The following is a 23184-nucleotide window of genomic DNA, read 5'->3' as shown; positions in this document are numbered from 1 at the left end:
GGCCGGACCTTGTGTCCGGCCTCAGTCTGTTTACAGATCCTCAATTCGTCATCCCGGACGCAGCGTAGCGAAGATCCGGGATCGGTGAGCCGAGGGTCGTCTACAGAAATGCCTCGGCTCTAACCGGGCTTACGGCTCTCCGGTCCCGGCGCGCGCTTCGCTTGGCAGGGATGACGGCTGTAAAGCTATGACTTCGTTGTCAGGTTGGGCCGGATTCTTCCCGCTGAAAGCAGTCGCTGCCAAAATTTAGCCGAAGTCCGGGCGCTCTGTGCCCTTGAGTACAGAGCCGGGCATGATACATACCGGAAGGTATGAGACGTCATGCACACGGATCTGCGTCGGTATTGGCACATTTGTCCGATCCGTTGGTGCTCGGCAAATCCCAAACCGGAGGAGCGAATGCGGAATTTAAGGGGACTGGCAGGTCTCGTCATGGCGCTGGTTTTCATCGCCACTGCTACACCGTCCGAGGCCCAGCTGTTCGGACGCAAGAATGATGATTCATCTGTCCGGATTGGCCAGCTGGAAGAGCGTATCCGGGTGCTGACCGGGCAGATCGAGCAACTGTCCTATCAGATGCGGGAACTGCAGGACCAGATGCGCCGCATGCAGGAAGACAACGAATACCGCTTCCAGCAGCTGGAAGGCGGAACGCCGGGCAAACGGTCTGACGCCGCACCGGGGAGCACTGCACCCGGGCTCTCCCCGGACGGAACTCCGGAAACGGGTACCCTGATTGCACCGGGCGGCGGGTTCGCGACCCTCCCGTCCGACGGATCGGGCGACAGCGACTGGTCTCAGTCCGGCGGTTATGAAGGCCCGACCGGGCTGCCGTCCGACGGACCGATCGATCTGTCCGCTCTGGCTCAGGGGCTGGAAAACCTGCCTGGCGCGGGAGGGGACTTCGTTCCCGATCCGGGTCTGGCCACGAATGACGATCAGATCGCCAGCGTCATCGGCACCAGCGATCCCCGCGCGGATTACGATCAGGCCTATTCCCTTGCGGTCAATGGCGACTATGCCGCGGCCGAACAGGGATTCCGCACATTCCTGGAAAACTATCCCGAAGACGCACTGTCGGCCAATGCCCAGTACTGGCTGGGAGAAAGCCTGCTTGCACAGCAGAATTTCCGTGAAGCCGCGGATGCGTTTCTGAAGACCTACACGGATCATCCCGGCAATGAGAAGAGCCCGGACAGTCTCCTGAAGCTCGGCGTGTCGCTGCGCGGTCTGGGTGAGGCGGATGCTGCCTGCGCAACCTTCTCCGAACTCCTCAACAAATATCCGAATGCCGCCCCCGCCGTTCTGTCACAGGCCCGGGATGAGCGCCGCCGTGCACAATGTACCTGACGGGCCGGTCGAGCCGCCGGTAGAGCATTCAGAGCTCCCGGACGAAGACATTGATTTTCTTTTCAGCGGTCTGAAATCCTTTTCGAAGCTCGCTCTTGCTGTCTCGGGCGGAGCGGATTCCTCAAGTCTTCTTGTTCTTTTCAGCGAATGGATGAGACGCACGTCCTGGCAGGGCGATGCGGAAGTCATCTGTGTCGATCACGGGCTGCGCCCGGACAGCGCCGCAGAAGCGAATTTCGTCGCAAAGATGGCCGCCGATCAGGGCCTGCCGGCGAAAATCCTTCGTTGGGAAGGGGAAAAGCCCGCCAGCAATGTCCAGGAGGAAGCGCGCCAGGCGCGCTATCGGCTGATCGCCGGTCATATGCGGCAGTCAGGTGCCCAGGCCCTTGTGCTGGCACATCATCTGGACGATCAGGCCGAAACGTTTCTGGACCGGTTGACGCGCGGCAGCGGGCTTTCCGGACTGGGTGCCATGGCGGAGGACGAGGCGGATGGTCCACACGGACTGAGACTGCTGCGGCCGCTTCTGAGCGTACCGAAAAGCCGCCTGGAGGCGAGTCTGATACAGCGCGGTCGGTCATGGTGCTCCGATCCTTCCAACCAGGACCTGAAATACAAACGCAGCCGCCTGCGCGCGATCATGTCGCTGCTGGCCGAAGAAGGGCTTACCGCCAGCCGGATCGCACAGACGGCCGGACATCTGCGCCGGGCGCGCGAAGCCCTTGAGACAACGCTCCAGACCCTGGTGCAACAGCATGTCACGGAGCATCCGGCAGGTCCGCTCAGGATGAGCCGGGAAGCCTACCGTGCGACCGCGAAAGACCTGCGGCTGCGGCTGCTGGCAAGATTGGCATCTGGCGCGGTGGGAAGCCGTGTCCGGATCAGGTTCCGCAAACTGGAATCTCTGGATCTTGTGCTGGGCGGCGAAGACGATTGCCGGCATACGCTTGCAGGTGCAGTTTTTGACGCGGACGGCAGCACGATCCGGGTCTGGAAGGAAGTGGGCAGGACGGCTCCCGAAACGCTTGCTGTCACGGCTGTCCCGGGCATCTGGGACAATCGCTACCGGTATTGGCTGCCCTCGGAAGTGTCAGCGTCGGATTTCTTGGGCAAGCTGCATCTGGGTCCGCTCTGCCACGCACCGGTTCAGGCCAGGGATGTTGCCTGGCCGGGCGGCTGGCCGAAGGAGGCCTTCGACTGTTCGCCGGTCGTATGGACGGCGGAGGGCATTATCGGCGGATCTTCTCTCACGACACATCTGCCGATCGGTAATTCTGACGAGGCGATTGCGCTGAATCTGGAGAGAACACCATTCCTGCACAATTTGCAGGCTGAATATCTTTATGGTGGAGGCCAAGATGAGGAAATCTAGAGTTTTCCTCGGGTTCAACATCTGTTAGAGCTCCGAACTTAACAAATTAGTCAGTGCATCTGCGCAACTATGGCGCACCGCCTTGGCAGCGGGCCTTGGGCGACCTATCTTCGCTTGAAGGAAAATAACCGCGTGAGTTATGTCGCGTCGGGCGGTTAAGGGAACAAAATGAACGCACATTTTCGCAATTTCGCCCTTTGGGTGATCATCGCCTTGCTGTTGATCGCACTGTTTCAACTGTTTCAAAGTCCCGCGCAGAATGGCGCGACGAATGATATCGCTTATTCGGACTTCATGAAGCAGGTCGACAATGGTGAAGTCAGATCCGTCACCATCCAGGAACAGAAAATCTCCGGCAGCTACAACAGCGGCGGCGCGTTCCAGACCTATGCACCCGACGGGGCGCAATATGTCGACGAGCTGCGCAGCAAGGGCGTGTTGATCAATGCCCGCCCGCCGTCGGAAAGTTCTCCGTTGCTCGGAGCGCTGTTCTCCTGGCTTCCAATGCTGATCATTCTCGGCATCTGGATCTTCGTGATGCGTCAGATGCAAGGCTCCGGCGGCAAGGCTATGGGTTTCGGTAAATCCAAGGCCAAGCTTCTGACCGAGGCACATGGCCGGGTCACGTTCGAAGACGTTGCCGGTATCGATGAAGCCAAGGAAGATCTGCAGGAGATCGTGGAATTCCTGCGCGATCCGCAGAAGTTCCAGCGCCTCGGTGGCCGCATCCCGCGCGGTGTGCTGCTGGTCGGCCCTCCGGGCACCGGTAAGACCCTGACGGCCCGTGCCGTCGCAGGCGAAGCCAACGTGCCGTTCTTCACCATCTCGGGTTCCGACTTCGTGGAAATGTTCGTCGGTGTGGGTGCGTCCCGTGTTCGCGACATGTTCGAGCAGGCGAAGAAAAACTCGCCCTGCATCATCTTCATCGACGAGATCGACGCTGTCGGCCGTCATCGTGGCGCCGGTCTCGGCGGCGGCAATGACGAGCGCGAACAGACCTTGAACCAGTTGCTGGTCGAGATGGACGGTTTCGAGCCGAACGAAGGCGTGATCATCATCGCCGCGACCAACCGTCCGGACGTGCTCGATCCGGCACTTCTGCGTCCTGGCCGTTTCGATCGTCAGATCGTCGTGCCGAACCCGGACATCACCGGCCGCGAAAAGATCCTGAAAGTGCATATGCGCAAGGTGCCGCTGGCGCCGGATGTGGACATCAGGACGCTTGCACGCGGCACACCGGGCTTTTCCGGCGCGGATCTGATGAACCTCGTCAACGAGGCTGCCCTGCTTGCCGCCCGCCGTTCCAAGCGGTTGGTGACCATGGCCGAATTCGAGGACGCCAAGGACAAGGTTATGATGGGTGCGGAACGCCGCACGCTGGTCATGACCGAGGAAGAAAAGAAGCTGACGGCCTATCACGAGGCCGGCCATGCGCTGGTCGCGCTGCATCAGGAAGCCTCCGATCCGATCCACAAGGCCACCATCATCCCGCGCGGTCGTGCGCTGGGCATGGTCATGCGTCTGCCGGAAAAGGACCAGGTGTCTCTGACGCGGGCCAAGTGCAAGGCCGATCTCGCCGTTGCCATGGGTGGCCGCGTGGCCGAGGAGATGATCTTCGGTTACGAGAAGGTCACTTCCGGAGCCTCTGGCGACATCCAGATGGCCACCAAGCTGGCACGTGCCATGGCAACCCAGTTCGGCATGTCCGACAAGCTGGGACCGCTGCTTTACGGCGAGAACCAGGAAGAGGTGTTCCTCGGCCATTCGGTCGCCAAGAACCAGAGTGTCTCCGACGAGACCCAGAAGATCGTCGACGCGGAAATCAAGTCCTTCGTCAATCAGGGCTATGAGACCGCGAAGAAAATTCTGGGCGATTTCGAGGACGAGCTCCATACCATCGCCAAGGGTCTCCTGGAATATGAGACGCTCTCCGGCGATGAGATCAAGGGGCTTCTGGTCGGCAATCCGCCGGTTCGCGATACGGATGACGACCAGCCTGTCGGTCGTTCCTCCGCAGTGCCGAGCGCCGGCGCGAAACGCGGCGGTGACGAGCCGAGCGGCGGCATGGAACCGCAACCGCAGTCCTGATTGCTTGCGGGCAATCAACGCAATGACATCGAATGCCCGGCGCAAGCCGGGCATTTTCGTTCCGGGCTTTGCGGATTGTCAGTGAATGGTAACAATTGCTCACATATTTTGAAGCACAGGCGGTGCGAACTGCGCTAAATATGCGCTCGATCGACCTGCATTGGTGCGAAGTCGCACAAATAAGACAATTCAACGGACATGATTGATGCGTAAGTTTTTCGGGACCGACGGTATTCGCGGCCAGGCCAATACATATCCCATGACGGCTGAGATGGCTCTGAAGGTCGGGATGGCTGCCGGGCTGGTGTTCAAGAACGGCGGCCACCGCCACCGGGTGGTCATCGGCAAGGACACGCGTCTTTCCGGATATATGCTTGAGAACGCGCTGGTGGCCGGGTTTACGTCCGTCGGCATAGACGTTTTTCTGCTCGGGCCGATGCCCACGCCGGCGGTGGCCATGCTTACCCGTTCGCTCAGGTCGGATCTCGGCGTGATGATTTCCGCCTCGCACAATCCTTTTCAGGACAACGGCATCAAGTTCTTCGGACCCGACGGTTTCAAGCTCAGCGACGAGATCGAGAAGACCATCGAGAAGCTGATCGAAGTCGACCTGACGTCCCGTCTGCCGGCAGCAAGCGACCTTGGCCGGGCAAAGCGTATCGACGGCGCTCAGCAGCGCTATATCGAATTCGCCAAACGCACCCTGCCGCGAGAAATGAGCCTTGAGGGTCTGCGCGTGGTCATAGATTGCGCAAATGGGGCAGCCTACAAGGTGGCTCCCGAAGCCCTGTGGGAGCTTGGCGCGGACGTGATCACAATGGGTGTCTCGCCGGACGGATTCAACATCAACAAGGAATGCGGTTCCACGTCCACCGACGCGTTGTCCGAAAAGGTGCATGAAGTCAGGGCGGATATCGGTATCGCGCTCGACGGGGATGCGGACCGTGTCATCATCGTCGATGAGAACGGCGCTGTTGTCGACGGTGACCAGTTGATGGCCGTGGTTGCGCAATCCTGGCAGGCGAGCAACCGGCTGTCGGGGCAGGGTATCGTTGCGACAGTGATGTCGAACCTCGGTCTGGAACGGTATCTTGAAAGCCTTGGCCTCAGCCTTGCCCGTACACGGGTGGGAGACCGCTATGTGGTCGAACACATGCGTGCCAACGGCTTTAACGTCGGCGGAGAACAGTCGGGACATATCGTCCTGTCCGATTTCGCCACCACCGGCGACGGTCTGATCGCCGCTCTACAGGTGCTTGCCTGCGTGAAGGATCAGAACAAGCCGGTGTCGGAAGTCTGCCGCCGGTTCGAGCCGGTGCCCCAGGTTCTCAAGAACGTGCGATACAGTGGCGGTACGCCGCTGGAGAAGGATCTCGTCAAGTCCGCCATTGAAGATGGCGAGGCGCGTCTCGGAAAATCCGGCCGTCTGGTGATACGCGCCTCCGGCACAGAACCTCTTATCCGGGTGATGGCGGAAGGCGACGACGCGGAGCTTGTCAACCAGGTCGTCAACGATATCGCCGGTGTCGTGGCTTCCGCCGCGGCCTAAACTCCCGTAACGGAAACTGAAGCACCCTGATTGGAGAGCGGTTTTAATGTTTCGTAAATAAAACCGTCTTAATTAAGGTTGTGTTAAGGTAAAAAATCACGGTTAAAGAACAGAGTTAAGCTACCTTTAATGAATTCTCGTCACTATGCCCTTGAGTTTGATGTGTCCGATATCGGTTGAAGCGGACGCTCACTGGAAGAGGACGAGGACATGGACAATTTTTTTAAGCGTTTGTCTTTGACCGGCTTTGCTGTTGCACTTTCCACTGCGGGTTATGCTGCGGATTTGCCGGCCCCGGTCATTGAGCACATTCCGCAAATCCCGGTAGCCGCGGGCGGCTTATACCTGCGCGGCGATATCGGCTACAAGATCTACGGTGATCCAAGCGGTAGCTTCAACGATCCGGATATCGGGGACCTGCGCTTTGAACGCGAGTCGATAGACAACGCATGGATGATCGGCGTCGGCGTCGGTTACCAGTTCAACGACTACTTCCGTTCCGATGTCACGATTGACTATGAGACTGCTGCGAGCGTCAAGGGTTACGCAGTCTGCGGTAGCTGTTCCGGCGGATACTCGGAAGAAGGCACCGACATCGACATCTGGACCGTAATGCTGAACGGCTATGTCGATCTGGGAACCTGGAACAGGATCACGCCTTACGTCGGTGCGGGTATCGGTGCGTCCTACGTGACAACCAACAACACCTACTCGATCAATCCGGGCGGTTCCGGCCGTACCGACTACGACGGCAAGCACAGCGAGTGGAATTTCGCATGGGCACTTATGGCAGGTGCGTCCTATGCCGTAACCGACAACTGGTCTCTTGATGCCGGTTACCAGTATCGCGATCTGGGTGATGCGGCGACTGTGAAGCTGCATGATGCGGGTACCGGAGAGACCCGCGTCGAGTGGGAAGATCTGACCGCTCACGAAATTCGCCTTGGAGTCCGCTACACCTTCAACTCCATGAGGACTGCGGCTGCTCCGGTTTATTACGAGCCGCAAGGGCCGATCATGAGTAACTTCTGATCCTCTTCTACAGCGTATTTGCAAAGGCCGGTCCCTGGACCGGCCTTTGTTGTTTTTCGGCCGAATTGATTTGACCGGCTGTAAGGATCGTCTTATTCCCACAGGTGGGCCACCCCTCCCCAACGAGGGGCTACTATCTGTGAGGGTAGACGGATATGACAGATCTCATCGCAAAGCCGGACGTGCGTCCGGCCAATCCCAATTTTTCTTCAGGTCCCTGCGCCAAGCGTCCCGGATGGGCGCTTGAGAACCTCGGCGATGCGCCTTTGGGCAGGTCCCACCGCGCCAAGCCGGGCAAGGCGAAGCTTGCTGAAGCCATCGAGCTGACCCGCAAGGTGCTTCAGGTGCCGGACGACTACCGGATCGGCATCGTTCCGGCCTCCGACACCGGGGCCGTCGAAATGGCGCTCTGGTCGTTGCTTGGCGCACGCGGCGTCGACATGCTGGCCTGGGAGAGCTTCGGCTCCGGCTGGGTCACCGATGTGATCAAGCAGCTCAAGCTGGACAACGCTCGTGTGCTGGAAGCTCCCTATGGTGAGCTGCCGGATCTTTCCCAAGTCGATTTTTCAAACGATGTCGTCTTCACCTGGAACGGCACCACGTCCGGCGTACGCGTGCCGGATGGCGCCTGGATCCCGGCGGACCGGGAAGGCCTGACGATTTGCGACGCAACGTCCGCCGCCTTCGCGCAGGATCTCCCCTACGACAAGCTCGATGTGGTGACGTTCTCCTGGCAGAAGGTCCTGGGCGGAGAAGCTGCCCATGGTGTCCTGATCCTCAGCCCGCGCGCCGTCGAACGGCTGGAGAGCTACAGCCCCGCCTGGCCACTGCCGAAAATCTTCCGCCTGACCAAGGGCGGCAAGATGATCGAAGGCGTCTTCAAGGGCGAAACGATCAACACGCCCTCCATGCTCTGCGTCGAAGACTATCTCGATGCGCTGAAATGGGCGGACGGTCTCGGCGGACTTTCCGGGCTGCGTGCCCGGGCGGATGCCAACCTGAAGGTTCTTGCCGATTGGGTGGAGACATCGGACTGGGTGGATTTTCTCGCCGTCGACCCGGCGACTCGGTCCAACACATCCGTCTGTCTGAAAGTCACCGATCCGGGCGTTCAGGCGCTTGGCGCGGCGGAACAGGCCGCTTTCGCGAAGTCGATTGCCGGTGCGCTGGATGCGGAAGGTATCGCCTATGACATCGGCGCCTACCGTGACGCCCCGTCCGGATTGCGCATCTGGGCCGGAGCGACGATCGAGACAGCGGATCTGAAAGCCCTGACCTTGTGGCTCGACTGGGCCTTCCAAGCTGAAAAATCGAAACTGCCTCAGGCCGCCTGAGCATTTCCCTTCAATGACGACACCACCTGGCGGGTTCCCGCCAGGATTGTTACTCGTATTTCAGGAGATGCCCAGATGGCTCCCAAGGTATTGATTTCAGACAAGTTGTCCCCCGCTGCAGTGCAGATCTTCAAGGACCGCGGTATCGAGGCCGATTTCCTGCCCGATGTCGGCAAGGACAAAGAAAAGCTGCTGGAAATCATCGGCCAGTATGATGGCCTGGCTATCCGCTCCGCCACCAAGGTGACCGAAAAGATCATCGCCGCTGCCGGTAAGTTGAAGGTGATTGGCCGGGCCGGCATCGGCGTCGACAATGTCGATATTCCCAAGGCCACCGCCCGCGGCATCATCGTGATGAACACGCCCTTCGGCAACGCCATCACCACGGCGGAGCACGCGATTTCCATGATGATGTCGGTCACCCGACAGATTCCCGCAGCCGACGCCTCCACCCAGGCCGGAAAGTGGGAGAAGTCGCGGTTCATGGGCCGTGAGATCACCGGCAAGACGCTGGGGCTGATCGGCTGCGGAAATATCGGCTCCATCGTCGCGGACAGGGCAATCGGCCTGAAGATGAAGGTTATCGCCTTCGATCCCTTCCTGACGCCGGAGCGGGCGATGGCGCTCGGGGTCGAGAAGGTGGAGCTCGACGAACTGCTGAGTCGATCCGATGTCATCACGCTGCATACGCCTCTGACCGACAAGACCCGCAACATCATCAATGCGGATGCCATCGCGAAGATGCGCAAGGGATCTTACCTGATCAACTGCGCACGCGGCGGCCTGGCCGACGAGGCGGCCGTGAGGGCCGCGCTCGATGCAGGCAAGCTGGCCGGGGCCGCTTTCGACGTGTTTGTCGACGAGCCGGCGAAGGACAATGTGCTCTTTGGTGCACCGAACTTCGTCTCTACGCCGCATCTCGGCGCTTCCACGTCAGAAGCACAGGAAAATGTCGCGCTGCAGGTCGCCGAGCAGATGTGCGACTATCTTGTCGATGGGGCTGTCCGCAACGCGCTCAACATGCCGTCGATTTCGGCAGAGGAAGCTCCCAAACTGTCTCCATTCGTTCGCCTTGCCGAACAGCTCGGTTCCTTCGCCGGACAGCTGACGGAAACCGGGATTGAAGGCGTGCGGCTGGAATATGCCGGTGCGGTGGCGGAAATGAATGTCCAGGCGCTGACGGCGGCCGCGATCACCGGACTGCTGACGCCACTTCTCCAGACGGTCAACATGGTCTCCGCACCGATCCTGGCAAAGGAACGCGGCATCAAGGTCGAGGAAACCCGCCGGGAAAAACAGGGCGCCTACGAGACTTATATCCGGCTCACCGTGTTCACAGAGCGCCAGGAAAGATCCGTTGCGGGCACCGTCTTCGGAGACGGCAAGCCTCGGATCATCCAGGTGAAGGGCATCAACATGGAAGCTGAACTCGGCCACCACATGCTCTACATCACCAATGAGGACAAACCCGGCTTCATCGGCCAACTGGGTATGGAACTGGGGTCCAGCGGCGTCAACATCGCCACCTTCAACCTCGGACGGTCGGCTCCGGGCGAGGACGCGATCTGTCTCGTTGAAGTGGACGGACCTGTTCCGAACGAGGTCATGGCCCGTCTGGAAGCCGTGTCTCACGTCAAACAGGTGAAGTCGCTGACGTTCTGACGGCAACGAGATCCATAGTCGGATTTTCGGTATCACCCATGTATCCAAGGGCAGGCCCCCGGAGAGACAATCGTCTCTGCGGGGGCTATTCCGTTTGTCTCACGCGGGAGCCTTGCGCTTCAGGATGCGGCCGTCCAGAACGACGAGGCCGGTGAGCAGCACGGCAAAGCCGGCAAGCTGAATCGTATCGAGCTTTTCACCCAGAATGAGCCATCCGAGGAACAGGGCGCTTGCCGGGACAAGCAGCGTGACAAGAGACGCATTGGTGGCGCCGGCTTCCGCCAGAAGCTGGAAATAGATCAGATAGGCTATGGCCGTTGCGATCAGGCCGAGGGCGGCGACGTTCATCCAGACGACAGGGCCGACATCGACCGGTGACCAGCCGGAGCTCGTGAGCAGTGCAACGGGCAGCATGATTGCGCTGGAGCCCATGAGCTGTCCGGTCGCGGAGACCTGCGGCGGCAGGGATTTGAACCGCCGCGCAAATGTCGCGGCGCAGGCATAGGACACAGCCGCCCCCAGGCAGCAGAGTTGGGCCCAGACCGGGTCCGTCGCAAGGCCGGAGAGACTGCCTGACAGCATGACCGCGACGCCTGCGATGCCCAGCACCACGCCGGCAATCCGGTGCGCTTGAAGCGTCTCCTGTTTTACCAGAACCCCTGCCACGAGCACGGTGAAGATGGGGGTGGTAGCATTGAGGATCGATGCCAGTCCCGCGCCGATCACGGTCTGTCCGAGGAACAGGAGCGAGAAGGGGATGGCGTTGTTCAGCAGTCCCATGACGAGGAAGGGGACTGCGAGGCGAAGTTCCAGCCGTGCCAGAAGGTTCCGGTGCCAGAGGTAGACAAGCAGGGCGGCACAGGCGATGGAGACCCTGAAGAAGACCAGCACGAACGGCGGGATCTCGGCCACGGCCACCTTGGCGAACAGGAAGGACCCACCCCAGATGACGCCGAGAACACTCAGCAGGATCCAGTTTCGCAAAGTCATCTGACGATCTCGCAAGCCAATGAATGAGCACCCGGCCTATCACGCCGATGCCTGCCGACCCACCCGAAAAGCGATCTGCCGCGCAGTGCCTCAAAAATGCCAAGGAGAGTATTATGAATGCGGGCCGGAAAAGATTTGGCCGTAGCGTCATAATTTCGGTTCCGAGACTCGCGTGAGCCTGGAATCCTGTCTATAGTCCGCGCCGTTTGCCCCGGTCCGTTTGCCGGGGCTCGTCGTGTTGGCACCCGGGTTACGCCCGGGCTTCGGAAAGCTGCTTCAGGAGAGCAAAGATTAGATGGCGAATGTGGTTGTTGTCGGTTCCCAATGGGGTGACGAAGGCAAAGGCAAGATTGTCGACTGGCTGTCGGAACAGGCCGATGTCATCGTGAGGTTCCAGGGCGGGCACAACGCCGGGCATACGCTGGTCATCGACGGCGTAAGCTACAAGCTTTCCCTTCTGCCGTCCGGCGTGGCGCGGGAAGGCAAGCTGTCGATCATCGGCAATGGCGTCGTCCTTGATCCTCATGCACTTGCGGAGGAAGTCGAACGCCTCGGGCAGCAGGGCGTCGTCGTCACTCCCGAAAGCCTGCGCGTTGCCGAAAATGTCACCCTGATCCTGTCGCTGCATCGCGAGCTGGACGCCCTGCGCGAGAATTCCAACACCGGTACGCGGATCGGCACGACCAAACGCGGCATCGGCCCTGCCTATGAAGACAAGGTCGGACGCAGGGCCATCCGCTTGATGGACCTGAAGAACCTGACCACGCTGCCGGCGAAGATCGACCGTCTGCTCACCCATCACAACGCATTGCGCCGCGGTCTTGGCCAGGACGAGATTTCCGCTCAGGCGATCTATGACGAACTGGCCAGTGTCGCGGACAAGGTTCTGCCCTACATGGACAAGGTCTGGTATCTGCTGGACAATCTGCGCCGTCAGGGCAAGCGGATCCTGTTCGAAGGTGCGCAAGGCGCGCTGCTGGATATCGACCACGGCACCTATCCCTTCGTGACCTCTTCCAACACGGTTGCCGGACAGGCCGCTACGGGGTGCGGTCTAGGTCCCAATTCGATCGGCTATGTGCTCGGCATCACCAAGGCCTATACGACGCGCGTCGGCGAGGGACCGTTTCCGACCGAGCAGCAGAATGAAGTCGGCGAGTTTCTCGGTACCCGCGGTCATGAATTCGGCACGGTTACCGGCCGCCGCCGGCGCTGTGGCTGGTTTGACGCGGTTCTGGTGCGCCAGACCGTCAGCACCTCCGGCATCAGCGGTATCGCACTGACCAAGCTGGACGTCCTCGACGGTCTCGATGAAATCAAGATCTGCATCGGCTACGAGCTGGATGGGGAACGGATCGACTATCTGCCGGCCTCACAGGGTGCGCAGGAGCGGGTGGTTCCGATCTATGAAAGCCTGCCGGGCTGGAAAGAGTCGACCGAAGGGGCTCGGACCTGGGCCGATCTGCCGGCCCAGGCGATCAAATATGTGCGCCATGTCGAGGAACTGATCGGTGCGCCGGTCGCGATCCTGTCGACCAGCCCGGAGCGGGATGACACAATTCTTGTGCAGAATCCTTTCCAGGATTGAGATCTCCGGCGGTAACGGCCCATTATTGAGGGAGGGTTGGGACATTCCACGTTCGCGACTATGTGGACAGGATGCTCCAACCCTTTAAAATTGATCAGCTTTCCGCTTTCATGTGGAGTATCCATGACGGCAGGTTGATCCGGAGCGTTGCGAATCACCAAGTGCTCCACCAAGTAGTCTCAAGTGCGCGTTCGCGCATTGAGCCTGTAGATACGTGTTAGGAAGAAGGTACTGTAGGGTTCGTATGCGAGCGGGATATTTGAAGAAATAGCATCGGTCTTCAAAAACTTGCTATAAGCCTGACAATGATCTGAGAAATTCGGCGCCTGGACATTCGGAAGTCCGAAAAACAGCGCGCTGGAAATTCAGGCCCGCACATATGAGATCCCGGCAGTTCGCCGGTAGGCAGGAAGATGGCTGATTACTATTCAATTCTGAAGAAAACGATCGCGTCCTTGCCGGAAAGCAATGGCGCGGCCCGCAGAAGCGTATACAGCCGGGCGCGTACCGCCATTGTCAATCAGTTGAAAGCCTACGAACCGCCGCTTTCTCCTTCCGAAATCACGGCGGAACAGCTGCGCCTGGAAGAATCGATCCGCAAGGTCGAGGCGGAAGCCGCGCGTGAAAGTCTCGGTCTCGGGCCGGCAGTCCCCAAGCCGGAAGCTCCGGCTGCACAGCCCGCTGCCACGGTGGCGCCACCTGTTGGCCAGGCGGAACCGGCAACCTCCGAGGCCGCCGCGCAAGTCACACCGGTCGAGCATGCTCCCGCCCCGGCTTCTCCCGAGGCGGAGATGCCTTCTCCGCTGAAAGAGACCCTTTCGGAAGCCGAGTCTCTTGGAACTGCGGCCAACCAGGCCGTTCAGAATGCGAAGGACGCAGTCGATCCGGCGCAGGATCAGCAGAGCCTTCAGAGTGCTTCCTCCGAGCGGAAGGAACCGGCATTCGATGACCGGCCCGTAGCGGACGAGGGACTTTTCGAACCGGCCGGCAATGACGAACAGTCCGCTTATGACGGAGCGGATGAGACACCGTCCAAAGGCCGGGAAAAAACGAACGGCCGCACTCGGCGGGACCGGCCAAGCGCCTCGGATGCATTGCGGGAAGGTGGGGGCAGCCGCACCGTTCCTTTCGCGATTGCCGGTGTTCTGGTTCTGCTGCTTGCAGGAGCGGGCGCGTATTTTCTCCTGCCTTCCGGCGACAAGGTTGCCGATGGCGGGGCAGGGACGGTCACCATTCCGGCCGAAACAGCATCCGCGCCGCAGCCCGCCCCTGAAGAGCAGGTTGCCGCTTCCGAGGAAGCTCCGGTCGATGCAGACACCTCCAAAAACACGGACCGGCTGTTGAACGACGGCGAAGCGGAAGTGGTCGCGCCGGATGCGCGAACCGTCACCACCACGACAATCACGCCGCAGGAACCACCTGCCTCGGAAGCTGACGGAACCTCGGTTGCGGCCAGTGCGGAGAGCGAACCGGCTGCTGGGGCGCCGCTTGCGACCGAAACACCCTTGAACCCGATCGATACGCCCGCGATTGTCGATGAGCCCGCCGCGGTCCCGCAGGACAATCTGGCAGTCGTCGCCCCTGAAGAAGCAACCCCGTCCGAAACAGCCGTAGCCCTTGAGCCCGGGGTTCAGAGATCCATCCTTTATGAAGAGGGCGAGGAGGCCGGCGGTGCGGGTACGGCGGCGCAAGGTGCCGTGGTCTGGAGCGTTGAAGAAGAGACGGATCTCGACGGCAAGGCTCAGGCGGTCCTGAGTGCATCGGTGGAAATTCCCGAGCGGGATGTGAAGGTCGATATCCGCATCAAGCCGAATGACGACACGTCTCTTCCGGCAAGTCACCTTGTGGAAATAAAATACGAATTTCCGGAGACTTTCGCCGCGGGTGATGTCGTGAACGTTCCAGGTCTCGTGATGAAGCCCACGGAAGAAGCGCGCGGCGATGCGTTGATCGGCGCATCCGTCAAGGTGTCTCCCGGCTTCTTCTGGATTGCGCTTTCCAGCCTGCCGAACGAACAGCAGCGCAATCTGGCTCTGTTGCGGGAACGTGGATGGATCGATATTCCGATGCTCTACGAAAACGGCAAGCGCGGCATCCTGACCCTTGAAAAGGGCAGCGACGGCGAAGAAGCTGTCGAAAAGGCTGTCACTGCCTGGCAGGCTGGCTGATCGATATACAGCCCGTATAATCTTCAAAAGCTGAGACGTGGCGGCTTGCCTTTTTCAATTGAAGAAGGCATGTTCCGTCTTGGTCCGAGGGGTGCTCCGGTGACCGGAGCTGAGATGGTGTTGAGCCGAACCCTTAGAACCTGATCCGGGTCATGCCGGCGAAGGGACGGAATCCTTAGCCTTATCCCGGATCTCCAATGTCAATTTCGGCGTGTCCGAAGACGGGAGATCCTATGCGTTGTTGCCTGCCATTGCGGCGGCTTCTGTGTCCGCAGAAACCGCTCGCCAATATGATCACCCCGCAGCCGCCGCCTATGGCCGGAGGGGTATCATGAAGCCATTTCTGGCCGTATTGCTGAAGTTTCTTACCGGTGTTGTCGTCACCTTCGGCATCTGGGCGGTGATCGTTGCCGTGCTGCAGCCGCCGTCGTTCATGCTGCCGGCACCCGGCGATGTCCTGCTGGCCTTTCCCGAGCATGCCGGCTTTCTGCTGCATCATGCGAGCATCACTGCCTATGAGACCGTGCTCGGCTTTACGCTCGGGGTCATTTCGGGAGGCCTGCTGGCCATTTCCGTCTGGCTGTTTCCGCTGGCCGGCCGCGTGATCATGCCGCCCGTTCTCGTCACCCAGGCATTGCCTGTGTTCGCCATCGCCCCGGTTCTGGTGCTTTGGCTCGGGTTCGGCATGTCCTCCAAGATCGTCATGGCCATCCTGGTGATCTTCTTCACGGTCACTTCAACGGTTTACGACGGCCTGAGGCGGCTCGACACCGGGCTTGTCGATCTTGCCCGGCTCTACAGGGTGCCCCGGCACCGCGAGCTTTGGATTTTCCGGATCCCCGCCGCCTTGCCGGCCTTTGCGTCCGGGCTTCGCGTCGCGGCCGTTTTCGCTCCCATGGGAGCGGTCATCGGTGAATGGGCAGGCGCCAAGGGTGGGCTGGCTTTCATCATGCTGCAGGCGAATGCCCGCGGGAATGCGGACATGCTGTTCGCCGCGGTCATTCTTCTCGCCCTGATGGTGCTGGCCATGCGCTATGCCGTCGAACAACTCACCCGAATTCTGGTTCCCTGGCAGGTCGAAGACTGACCGCCTCAATCTGGAGGATTGAATGAAAAAAACGCTCCTTTCCCTGACGCTCGCCGCCGGACTGCTCACAAGCGCGCCGGTGCAGGCAGCCGAGAAACTGACCGTTCTTCTGGACTGGTTCACCAATCCGGACCATGCGCCGGTGATCACCGCGCAAACGAAGGGTTTTTTCGAAGCTGAAGGCCTTGACGTGGAACTGATCGAACCGGCGGATCCGGCCATGCCGCCGAAACTGGTGGCGGCGGGGCAGGGAGATATCGCCGTCTCCTATCAGCCGACGCTGCACGCGCATATCGAGGAAGGCCTGCCGCTGTCCTGGATCGGAACGCTCGTCGCGACGCCCCTGAACAGCCTGATCGTGCTGAAAGACGGGCCGATCAAGGAGCTGAAAGACCTGAAGGGCATGACCGTCGGTTTTTCAGTGTCCGGGTTCGAGGACGCCATGCTCGGCCAGATGCTGAAATCCGTCGACCTGACGATGGATGATATCGAGCTCATCAACGTCAACTTCGCCCTGTCCCCGGCGCTGATGTCCGGTCAGGTCGATGCGGTGATCGGCGGATACCGCAATTTCGAGCTGACCCAGATCGAAATCGAGGGCAGGGAAGGCAAGGCGTTCTTCCCTGAAGAAAACGGGGTTCCGGCCTTTGACGAGCTGATCTATGTGGTCAACAAGGACAAGACGGGTGATCCGCGTTTTGCGAAATTCCTGGCGGCCGTCGAGGCAGCGACCATCTATCTGACCAACCATCCGGACGACGCGTGGGATGCCTTCATCGAAGCCTATCCGCATCTCAATGACGAACTCAACAAGCGCGCCTGGGCAGACACGCTGCCGCGCTTTGCCAAACGCCCTGCGGCTCTTGACGCCGGACGTTACCAGCGGTTCGCGGAATTCATGGCCGAAGCGGGTCTGATCAGCAAGGTGGTTCCGGTCGAGACCTATGCGGTTGAGATCAGATAGTTTTTTGCTCTGCGTCTTCAAAACAAAACGCCGGGGCATTTGCCCCGGCGTTTTGTTTTCCCGTTCTCGAATCGCGCTCAGGCGGCCGGTTGTTCCATCGACCGGGCGCTGTTGCGCACCGCTTTCTGGACCTTCTCGAAGGCACGGACCTCGATCTGGCGGACACGCTCGCGGCTGACGCCAAACTCGCCGGACAGGTCCTCAAGCGTCATCGGGTCCTCCGACAGGCGGCGGGCTTCGAATATACGGCGCTCGCGGTCGTTCAGAACGTCCATGGCGTCGCTCAGCAACTTGCGGCGCATGTCCAGTTCTTCCTGGTTCGCCAGCAGGGTTTCCTGGCTCTCGCTTTCGTCCACGAGCCAATCCTGCCACTCACCGGCGTCGGCTTCGGCGCGCACCGGTGCGTTCAGGCTGGCATCGCCGCCGAGACGGCGGTTCATGGAGATCACTTCCTCCTCGGACACGCCGAGGCGGGTGGCGATTTCAGCTACCTGATCCGGTTTCAGATCGCCCTCGTCCAGCGCCTGGATCTTGCCCTTGAGCCGGCGCAGGTTGAAGAAAAGACGTTTCTGGTTCGCGGTCGTGCCCATTTTGACCAGCGACCAGGAGCGCAGGATGTATTCCTGGATCGCGGCCTTGATCCACCACATGGCATAGGTGGCGAGACGGAAGCCCTTGTCGGGTTCGAAGCGCTTGACCGCCTGCATGAGGCCGACGTTGCCTTCGGAAACGACTTCGCCGATCGGCAGCCCGTAGCCACGGTACCCCATGGCGATCTTGGCAACGAGACGCAGGTGGGAATTGACGAGACGCTCGGCCGCTGCCGGGTCCTCATGCTCCTTGTAGCGCTTGGCGAGCATGTACTCTTCCTGCGGCTGAAGCATCGGGAATTTGCGGATCTCATCCAGATAACGGCTGAGCCCGCCTTCACCGGCGGTAAGCATCGGTACATTCTGGGCCATGGAAGCACCCCCTTTCGTCAGTTGCGCCCGTTTTTCCCGGCAGCTCCGCAGATCCACGCAAGCAAGCCATTGAGGGAAAAAGATGGACGCAGGTTCGTGTCCTTTCAGGCACACAAGAACCCTTAATATAGGTTGGAATTAGCCGATTGCATGGCAGCAAAACGAAAACGCTTGCTAAAATCCTCGCAAACCCGACAAAAGTTTTTCGAAATCATCCGGGTAAGCGCTTTCGAAACGCAAAGTTTTGCCGTTTACCGGGTGTTCGAAGGCCAGCAGCCCGGCGTGCAGCGCCTGCCTGCGAAATCCGTCGATGAGACCCTTGAGGGGTTCGTCCAGGCGGTTGGATTTTGTCTTGTATCCCGAGCCATAATCATTGTCGCCGATCAGCGGATGGCCGATATGGGCCATGTGAACGCGGATCTGATGCGTGCGGCCGGTTTCCAGTCGGCATTCCATAAGGGAGGCGAGGGGTGGCTGGTCGGCACGCGCGAAGCGTTCCTTGACCTGCCAATGGGTGATGGCGTTGCGGCCGCCGGTCTTCATCACCGCGATTTTCTGCCGGTTGGTGTGCGAACGGGCTAGATTGGCGTCGATTGTGCCTTTCAGATTGAATGGCGCACCCCAGACAAGGGCGGAATAAGCCCGCTCAAGGGGGCCGCTGCGGCCGTGGTCGGCAAACTGGGCCGCAAGCCCCTGGTGCGCCTGGTCGCTCTTGGCAACGACGAGCAGGCCCGATGTGTCCTTGTCGATGCGGTGAACAATGCCGGGACGCCGGATGCCGCCGATGCCCGACAGGCTGTCTCCGCAATGATGGATCAGCGCATTGACGAGCGTGCCGGTCCAGTTGCCTGCTCCCGGATGGACCACCAGTCCGGCGGGCTTGTCGATGACGATCAGGTGTTCGTCTTCAAAAACCACCGAAATCGGAATGTCCTCGCCCTTGGGCTCGGGGTCTTCCGGTTCCGGCAATTTGAGCGTAAGCGTGTCGCCTTCATTGACCCGGTATTTCGGCTCAACTACTTTCGCGCCGCCGACGGTAACGTCTCCTGATTTGATCAGGGCCTGTATTCTGTTCCGGCTGAGGGCGTCCAGACTGGCCGCCAGTACCGCATCCAGCCGCTTACCGGCATCGGCTGCATCAACCGTCACGCTGAAATCCGCGTCCAGACCGGCCGGATCTTCATGGGAAATATCTGTCATGTCACAACCTGATTATCGGGGCGAAGGGCCGGATGAGGCACCGCTCGATCCGGCTGCCCTCCGCATCCAGGCCAAACTGAAGCGCCTGTTGCTCGGATCGTCCCTGGTGATGGTCGCCGGGTTTGTCGCTGTCTTTGCAGCAATCGTTTACAAGATCAACACTTATGAAGCCGATCCGTCCGAGACGGGCTTTGCCGAAACACTCTCCGTGGCACCTGGAACGGAGGTTCTTCAGGCAACGATGTCGGAGGGAATGTTGCTCCTCCTGGTAAGTGAAGAGGGCAAAAAGGCACTGCTGCGCTTCGATCCGGTATCGGGAAAACAACTTGGCCGTACCGAGTTCGTGGCAAGGTGAGCAACCGGGAAACGGCTCCGGCCGGGAAAACGCAAAAAAGAGGTTGCGCCGTTCGCCGCGCCGCCTTATACGCACCTCCTCGGCTTGAGGTAGCATCCTCAAAAAAGTCAGGGCATCCCGTGTGAGTTCACTCGCTGGCAGGATGCTTGAGTACCGCGCGCCCATCGTCTAGCGGTCTAGGACGCCGCCCTTTCACGGCGGAAACACGGGTTCGAGTCCCGTTGGGCGTACCACACTGCAGTCTCGGATATGAGAGCAGTGTTCCCGGCCGCAGCGACTGCGGACACATCATCGAAATGAAGACCGTCCAAGAGTGCCGCGTACGTAATCGTTCTGCGCAAATGGTTTGAGGCATATGGCTCCGGCCTGACGCGGGCCATGCCCTCTCAACGGCTTATGCTGCAGCACCCGTATGCGGGCGCTCCCGACGCACTCAGCCCGAGCAGCAGTGCTTCATAATCATATGTCAGGTCTGACATTCCGTCGGAGCACGCTTCGGTGTAACGGACGATGACCGTCAGGGAATAGGCACCGTCAGCGCTGCCCAGGTAGTGTCCCCAAAGGTCTGACCGTCCTATGCCGGGCGCAAGGCGCAAGTAGTCAAGCTCGATTGGGCTTTCCTGGTCCGGCGAAAGGAACGTGCTGGCGTTTTCGTCGATTGCGACGTTCCAGAACGGTTCCGTTCCAGCGCATTGCAACGCTTCGGGGCGCTCCAGCAGCACGTTTGTGGGTTTCAGGTAACGTGCATTCACCCATCCGACGGTGCCGTTATGTTCGATTTCACGCCAGGTGGCGTCGCCGATGGCCACCGAAATTCCCGTTACCATGACATCAGAGGCGTCGTGCGGAATTGTTCCAATGACCGCAGAGCTGCCGACATCCAGTGTCTGATCGATATCTTCCCGGATATTGAGGACACCGTCCGCGTTTATCCCCGATACGGAATGAGGTTGCGACAACGCAGGCGGGGCGATTAGATTTGTCGACAAGATGGCCGCCAAGAAGAGCTTGCGGAATCCTTTCCCCCGAAAAGATTTCCGGAATTGCCGATGGCTTTCATGGTGCGTGTCTTGACCTTCCGATCCCGGATTCCCAATCGAAGATGCAGGGCGCCCGCCATTCCCATGCCTGCTATTGCTGGTCATGTGCCGGTTGCGCCGGCGTCCTGCCGCCCGGTCTGGATCAGATCCACTTCCGCTTCGGCGGCTATATTCACGAAATCCGGATTGGGGCAGTAGTCGGTCACGAAGGTGTCGACCTGGGACAGATGGGCAACACGGACAGGGGCCGTGCGCTCGAACTTGGTGCTGTCGGCAGCCAGGATGACATGGCGGGCATTGTCCATGATCGTCTTGGTGACCTTCACTTCGCGATAGTCATAGTCGAGCAGGGAGCCGTCGGGGTCGATGGCCGAAGCGCCGATGACGGCGAAATCCACCTTGAACTGGCGCATGAAATCCACGGCAGCCTCGCCGACGATGCCGCCGTCGGAATGCCTTAGGACACCGCCGGCGATCACCACCTCTATCTGGGTATAACCCCGCATCAGGCTGGCGACGTTGATGTTGTTTGTAATGACCATCAGGCCGCGGTGCTGCAGCAGGGCCTGGGCGACGGCCTCCGTGGTGGTGCCGATGTTGATGAAAATGGACGCATTGTCGGGAATAAGACCGGCGACACTCTCGCCAATATCGGCCTTTTCCTTGCTGGATATGATCCGGCGCGCTTCGTAGCCGACGTTCTCGATGCCTGAGGACAGAAGTGCGCCGCCGTGGGTTCTGGCAAGCAGGCGCCGATCGCACAGCTCGTTCAGGTCCTTGCGGATAGTTTGCGGGCTGACATCGAAACGTCGTGCCAGATCGTCGACGCTGACGCGGCCCAATTGCCGGGCCAGTTCCAGAATCGCATTGTGGCGTTCGATCAACATCTATCTCTGGCTCATCAGGCTGTCATCGTGTCCGCAGGCTGCTTCTTATCTTACGTCTCTGGTTCCAGAGCGCCGATCAAGCCACGTCTTTCTTGTTCTGTTTCGAGGCTTTGGCTTTCCCGCCGGCTTCCGAGCTTCGTCTTTGCCCGCTCTGCACGGAAGCGGCCGGCGCTGCCTGCTCTTTCGGTTCAGGCGTATCCTTGCTGCGCTGGGACGCGACGATGCGGCTGACAAGCGCCTGAGCGGCTGAAGCTATCTCAGCGGTTTTCGCTGATGCGGGGCTTTCGACCGGATTTGCGGTGGGGGAGGGCTGAGATCCGTCCGCGTCCGGCCTGCCGCCGTTGACGCTGGCATTGGACGTGGCGGTGACCGTGTAGGGCTGCGCCGGTTTCACGAGGCTGCCGGCCTGAGGCGCGCCTGCCTGCGGTTTGACGGTTATCTGATCGCTTCCGGCCGGTTTGGGCGCCGGGGCAACCGAAACGGACTGCGCGGCGGAAAGTCTGGCGGCGAGTGCCCGGAAGTCCTTGCGCAGATCGACAAGCGCGGGAACCGCAGCGAGATCTTTCTGAAGCTTGACCATCTGTCCGGACATGCGCGCAAGGGCTCTTTCCTTGGCTTTCAGTTCGGCCTGCTGACGCATGTTCTCGCCAGTGACCTTTTCAATCTGCGCACTCAGGCGCTTCTGCTGTTCGGTCTCGCTGATATTTGCAGATTCAAGCAGCATCGACAGGCGGGTCACCTCGGCTTGTGCGGCAACATACTGCGATTCCGTATCGACAAGCTGGCCCTCAAGTTCGGCAAGGCGGGATTTGGCAGCCTTGTCGCGCGAGGCTTCGACCTCACCGGCAACAGTGGGTTCGTATCTCGCCAGCTTCGCCTTCAAGGTGGCGACCTCTGCCTCCAGACCGGTGATGGTGGTCAGAGCCATGGTGTCGGCCGCCGGCAGCCAGCCGGAGTCGTCTTTTTCGGTACGGGTCTTTTCTTCCTGTGTTTCGGCCCAGCTCTCTGCCAGCGCTTTTTCGGCGTCGGACAGTTCGGTCTTGAGCCGTTTCACTTCTTCCGTGAGCAGGTCGACCGCCTGCTGATCGCCTTCCATTGCGGCGATCTTCGTCTCAAGCTCTGCAATCCGGGAGGCATGGGCCTTCTGCTCAGCTTCGATTTCCAGCTTCAAGCTGGAGGCTTCGAGCTGGAATTTCGCAGCTTTTTCCCGTTCGGCGTCGAGCTGGCGTTCGACACGGCGAAACTCGACCGCGTGTCGCGCTCTTTCCTGATCCTGCGCCGCCCTGACTTCGGCGTAGCTGGAGGGGTTCACGGCGCGCAGGGCTTCTTCGGTCAGACGGGCGGCCCGGCGATAAAAGGCAGGCAGGATTGCGAGGCCGATCAGACCGGCCGTGCAAAACCCGAGTGCCACATACATCGCTGCTTCGATCAAGTCAGGCTCCTGCTTGCGTTTTCAAACGCCACCCTTCCATCATTAGACGACACGAGGCCTGTCGCCAAGTATACTCAAATCAAAGTGTTAAACGTGGTGTATATGGCCAGCCGCGTCTGTGACC

The 23184-nt window shown here is 60.1% G+C and carries 18 protein-coding genes, 1 tRNA gene and 1 riboswitch; of the genes, 13 read left to right on the top strand and 6 right to left on the bottom strand.

Annotation, left to right across the window (positions count from 1 at the left end; all coding sequences use genetic code 11):
• The first annotated feature begins 399 nt into the window (after positions 1-399).
• The 7 genes from ybgF (at position 400) to serA (ending at position 10387) form a co-directional block, all read left to right on the top strand.
• Positions 400-1350, top strand: a complete 951-nt coding sequence (ybgF, locus tag Q1B40_RS15520) for a tol-pal system protein YbgF (RefSeq protein ID WP_299816337.1) — start codon at positions 400-402, stop codon at positions 1348-1350.
• Positions 1334-2722, top strand: a complete 1389-nt coding sequence (gene tilS, locus Q1B40_RS15515) for a tRNA lysidine(34) synthetase TilS (RefSeq protein ID WP_299816335.1) — start codon at positions 1334-1336, stop codon at positions 2720-2722. The genes ybgF and tilS overlap by 17 nt, the downstream gene beginning before the upstream one ends.
• Positions 2723-2890: 168 nt before the next feature.
• Entirely contained in the window at positions 2891-4810 is a 1920-nt protein-coding gene (gene ftsH / locus Q1B40_RS15510) for an ATP-dependent zinc metalloprotease FtsH (protein ID WP_299816333.1), read from the top strand.
• A 202-nt stretch (positions 4811-5012) separates the two neighbouring features.
• Positions 5013-6359, top strand: coding sequence for a phosphoglucosamine mutase (gene glmM / locus Q1B40_RS15505; RefSeq protein WP_299816331.1), 1347 nt, complete (start codon positions 5013-5015; stop codon positions 6357-6359).
• 210 nt (positions 6360-6569) lie between these two features.
• Positions 6570-7391 carry an outer membrane protein gene (locus Q1B40_RS15500; RefSeq protein WP_299816329.1) on the top strand — a complete coding sequence of 274 codons (822 nt, stop codon included), beginning with the start codon at positions 6570-6572 and terminating at the stop codon, positions 7389-7391.
• 155 nt (positions 7392-7546) lie between these two features.
• Positions 7547-8725, top strand: a complete 1179-nt coding sequence (locus Q1B40_RS15495; RefSeq protein ID WP_299816327.1) for a phosphoserine transaminase — start codon at positions 7547-7549, stop codon at positions 8723-8725.
• A 75-nt stretch (positions 8726-8800) separates the two neighbouring features.
• On the top strand, positions 8801-10387 hold the full coding sequence (gene serA, locus Q1B40_RS15490; protein ID WP_299816325.1) for a phosphoglycerate dehydrogenase: 1587 nt from the start codon (positions 8801-8803) through the stop codon (positions 10385-10387).
• Between the two features lie 99 nt (positions 10388-10486).
• Here the strand turns inward: serA and Q1B40_RS15485 are convergent, their stop codons facing one another.
• On the bottom strand, positions 10487-11377 hold the full coding sequence (locus tag Q1B40_RS15485) for a DMT family transporter (RefSeq protein WP_299816323.1): 891 nt from the start codon (positions 11375-11377) through the stop codon (positions 10487-10489).
• 295 nt (positions 11378-11672) lie between these two features.
• Between Q1B40_RS15485 and Q1B40_RS15480 the strand changes: the two genes are divergently transcribed.
• From Q1B40_RS15480 to Q1B40_RS15465, 4 genes are all read left to right on the top strand, one after another.
• Positions 11673-12965, top strand: a complete 1293-nt coding sequence (locus Q1B40_RS15480) for an adenylosuccinate synthase (RefSeq protein WP_299816321.1) — start codon at positions 11673-11675, stop codon at positions 12963-12965.
• A gap of 413 nt (positions 12966-13378) precedes the next feature.
• Entirely contained in the window at positions 13379-15133 is a 1755-nt protein-coding gene (locus tag Q1B40_RS15475; protein ID WP_299816319.1) for a hypothetical protein, read from the top strand.
• A 77-nt stretch (positions 15134-15210) separates the two neighbouring features.
• Positions 15211-15317, top strand: a riboswitch (TPP riboswitch).
• A gap of 147 nt (positions 15318-15464) precedes the next feature.
• Positions 15465-16220: an ABC transporter permease gene (locus Q1B40_RS15470; protein ID WP_299816317.1), complete on the top strand. Its 756-nt coding sequence runs from the start codon at positions 15465-15467 to the stop codon at positions 16218-16220.
• A 22-nt stretch (positions 16221-16242) separates the two neighbouring features.
• Positions 16243-17184 carry an ABC transporter substrate-binding protein gene (locus tag Q1B40_RS15465; protein WP_299816315.1) on the top strand — a complete coding sequence of 314 codons (942 nt, stop codon included), beginning with the start codon at positions 16243-16245 and terminating at the stop codon, positions 17182-17184.
• Between the two features lie 77 nt (positions 17185-17261).
• On the opposite strand, the gene rpoH is transcribed toward Q1B40_RS15465, so the two are convergent.
• Both rpoH and Q1B40_RS15455 read right to left on the bottom strand, forming a co-directional pair.
• Positions 17262-18146 carry an RNA polymerase sigma factor RpoH gene (rpoH, locus tag Q1B40_RS15460; protein ID WP_299816313.1) on the bottom strand — a complete coding sequence of 295 codons (885 nt, stop codon included), beginning with the start codon at positions 18144-18146 and terminating at the stop codon, positions 17262-17264.
• A 174-nt stretch (positions 18147-18320) separates the two neighbouring features.
• A complete protein-coding gene (locus tag Q1B40_RS15455) occupies positions 18321-19346 on the bottom strand; it encodes an RluA family pseudouridine synthase (RefSeq protein ID WP_299816311.1) in 1026 nt (341 codons plus the stop codon).
• Between Q1B40_RS15455 and Q1B40_RS15450 the strand changes: the two genes are divergently transcribed.
• Both Q1B40_RS15450 and Q1B40_RS15445 read left to right on the top strand, forming a co-directional pair.
• The gene (locus Q1B40_RS15450; protein ID WP_299816309.1) at positions 19345-19701 is read left to right on the top strand and encodes a hypothetical protein; all 357 of its coding nucleotides are present in this window, start codon (positions 19345-19347) and stop codon (positions 19699-19701) included. The two genes, Q1B40_RS15455 and Q1B40_RS15450, sit on opposite strands and share 2 nt — an antisense overlap.
• 157 nt (positions 19702-19858) lie before the next feature.
• Positions 19859-19934, top strand: a tRNA-Glu gene (locus tag Q1B40_RS15445).
• A 153-nt stretch (positions 19935-20087) separates the two neighbouring features.
• On the opposite strand, the gene Q1B40_RS15440 is transcribed toward Q1B40_RS15445, so the two are convergent.
• The 3 genes from Q1B40_RS15440 to Q1B40_RS15430 all read right to left on the bottom strand — a co-directional run bounded on the left by Q1B40_RS15440 (position 20088) and on the right by Q1B40_RS15430 (position 23060).
• Positions 20088-20690 (bottom strand): hypothetical protein, encoded by a 603-nt coding sequence (locus tag Q1B40_RS15440; RefSeq protein WP_299816307.1) that lies wholly within the window; start codon positions 20688-20690, stop codon positions 20088-20090.
• A 152-nt stretch (positions 20691-20842) separates the two neighbouring features.
• A complete protein-coding gene (locus Q1B40_RS15435) occupies positions 20843-21628 on the bottom strand; it encodes a DeoR/GlpR family DNA-binding transcription regulator (RefSeq protein WP_299816305.1) in 786 nt (261 codons plus the stop codon).
• Between the two features lie 76 nt (positions 21629-21704).
• The gene (locus tag Q1B40_RS15430) at positions 21705-23060 is read right to left on the bottom strand and encodes a hypothetical protein (protein ID WP_299816303.1); all 1356 of its coding nucleotides are present in this window, start codon (positions 23058-23060) and stop codon (positions 21705-21707) included.
• Between the last annotated feature and the right edge of the window lie 124 nt (positions 23061-23184).

It is taken from the genome of uncultured Roseibium sp. (assembly GCF_947496995.1).
Lineage (GTDB): Bacteria > Pseudomonadota > Alphaproteobacteria > Rhizobiales > Stappiaceae > Roseibium.
Note: the sequence above shows the minus strand (reverse complement) of the source record. Positions and strands in the feature narration are given on the sequence as shown.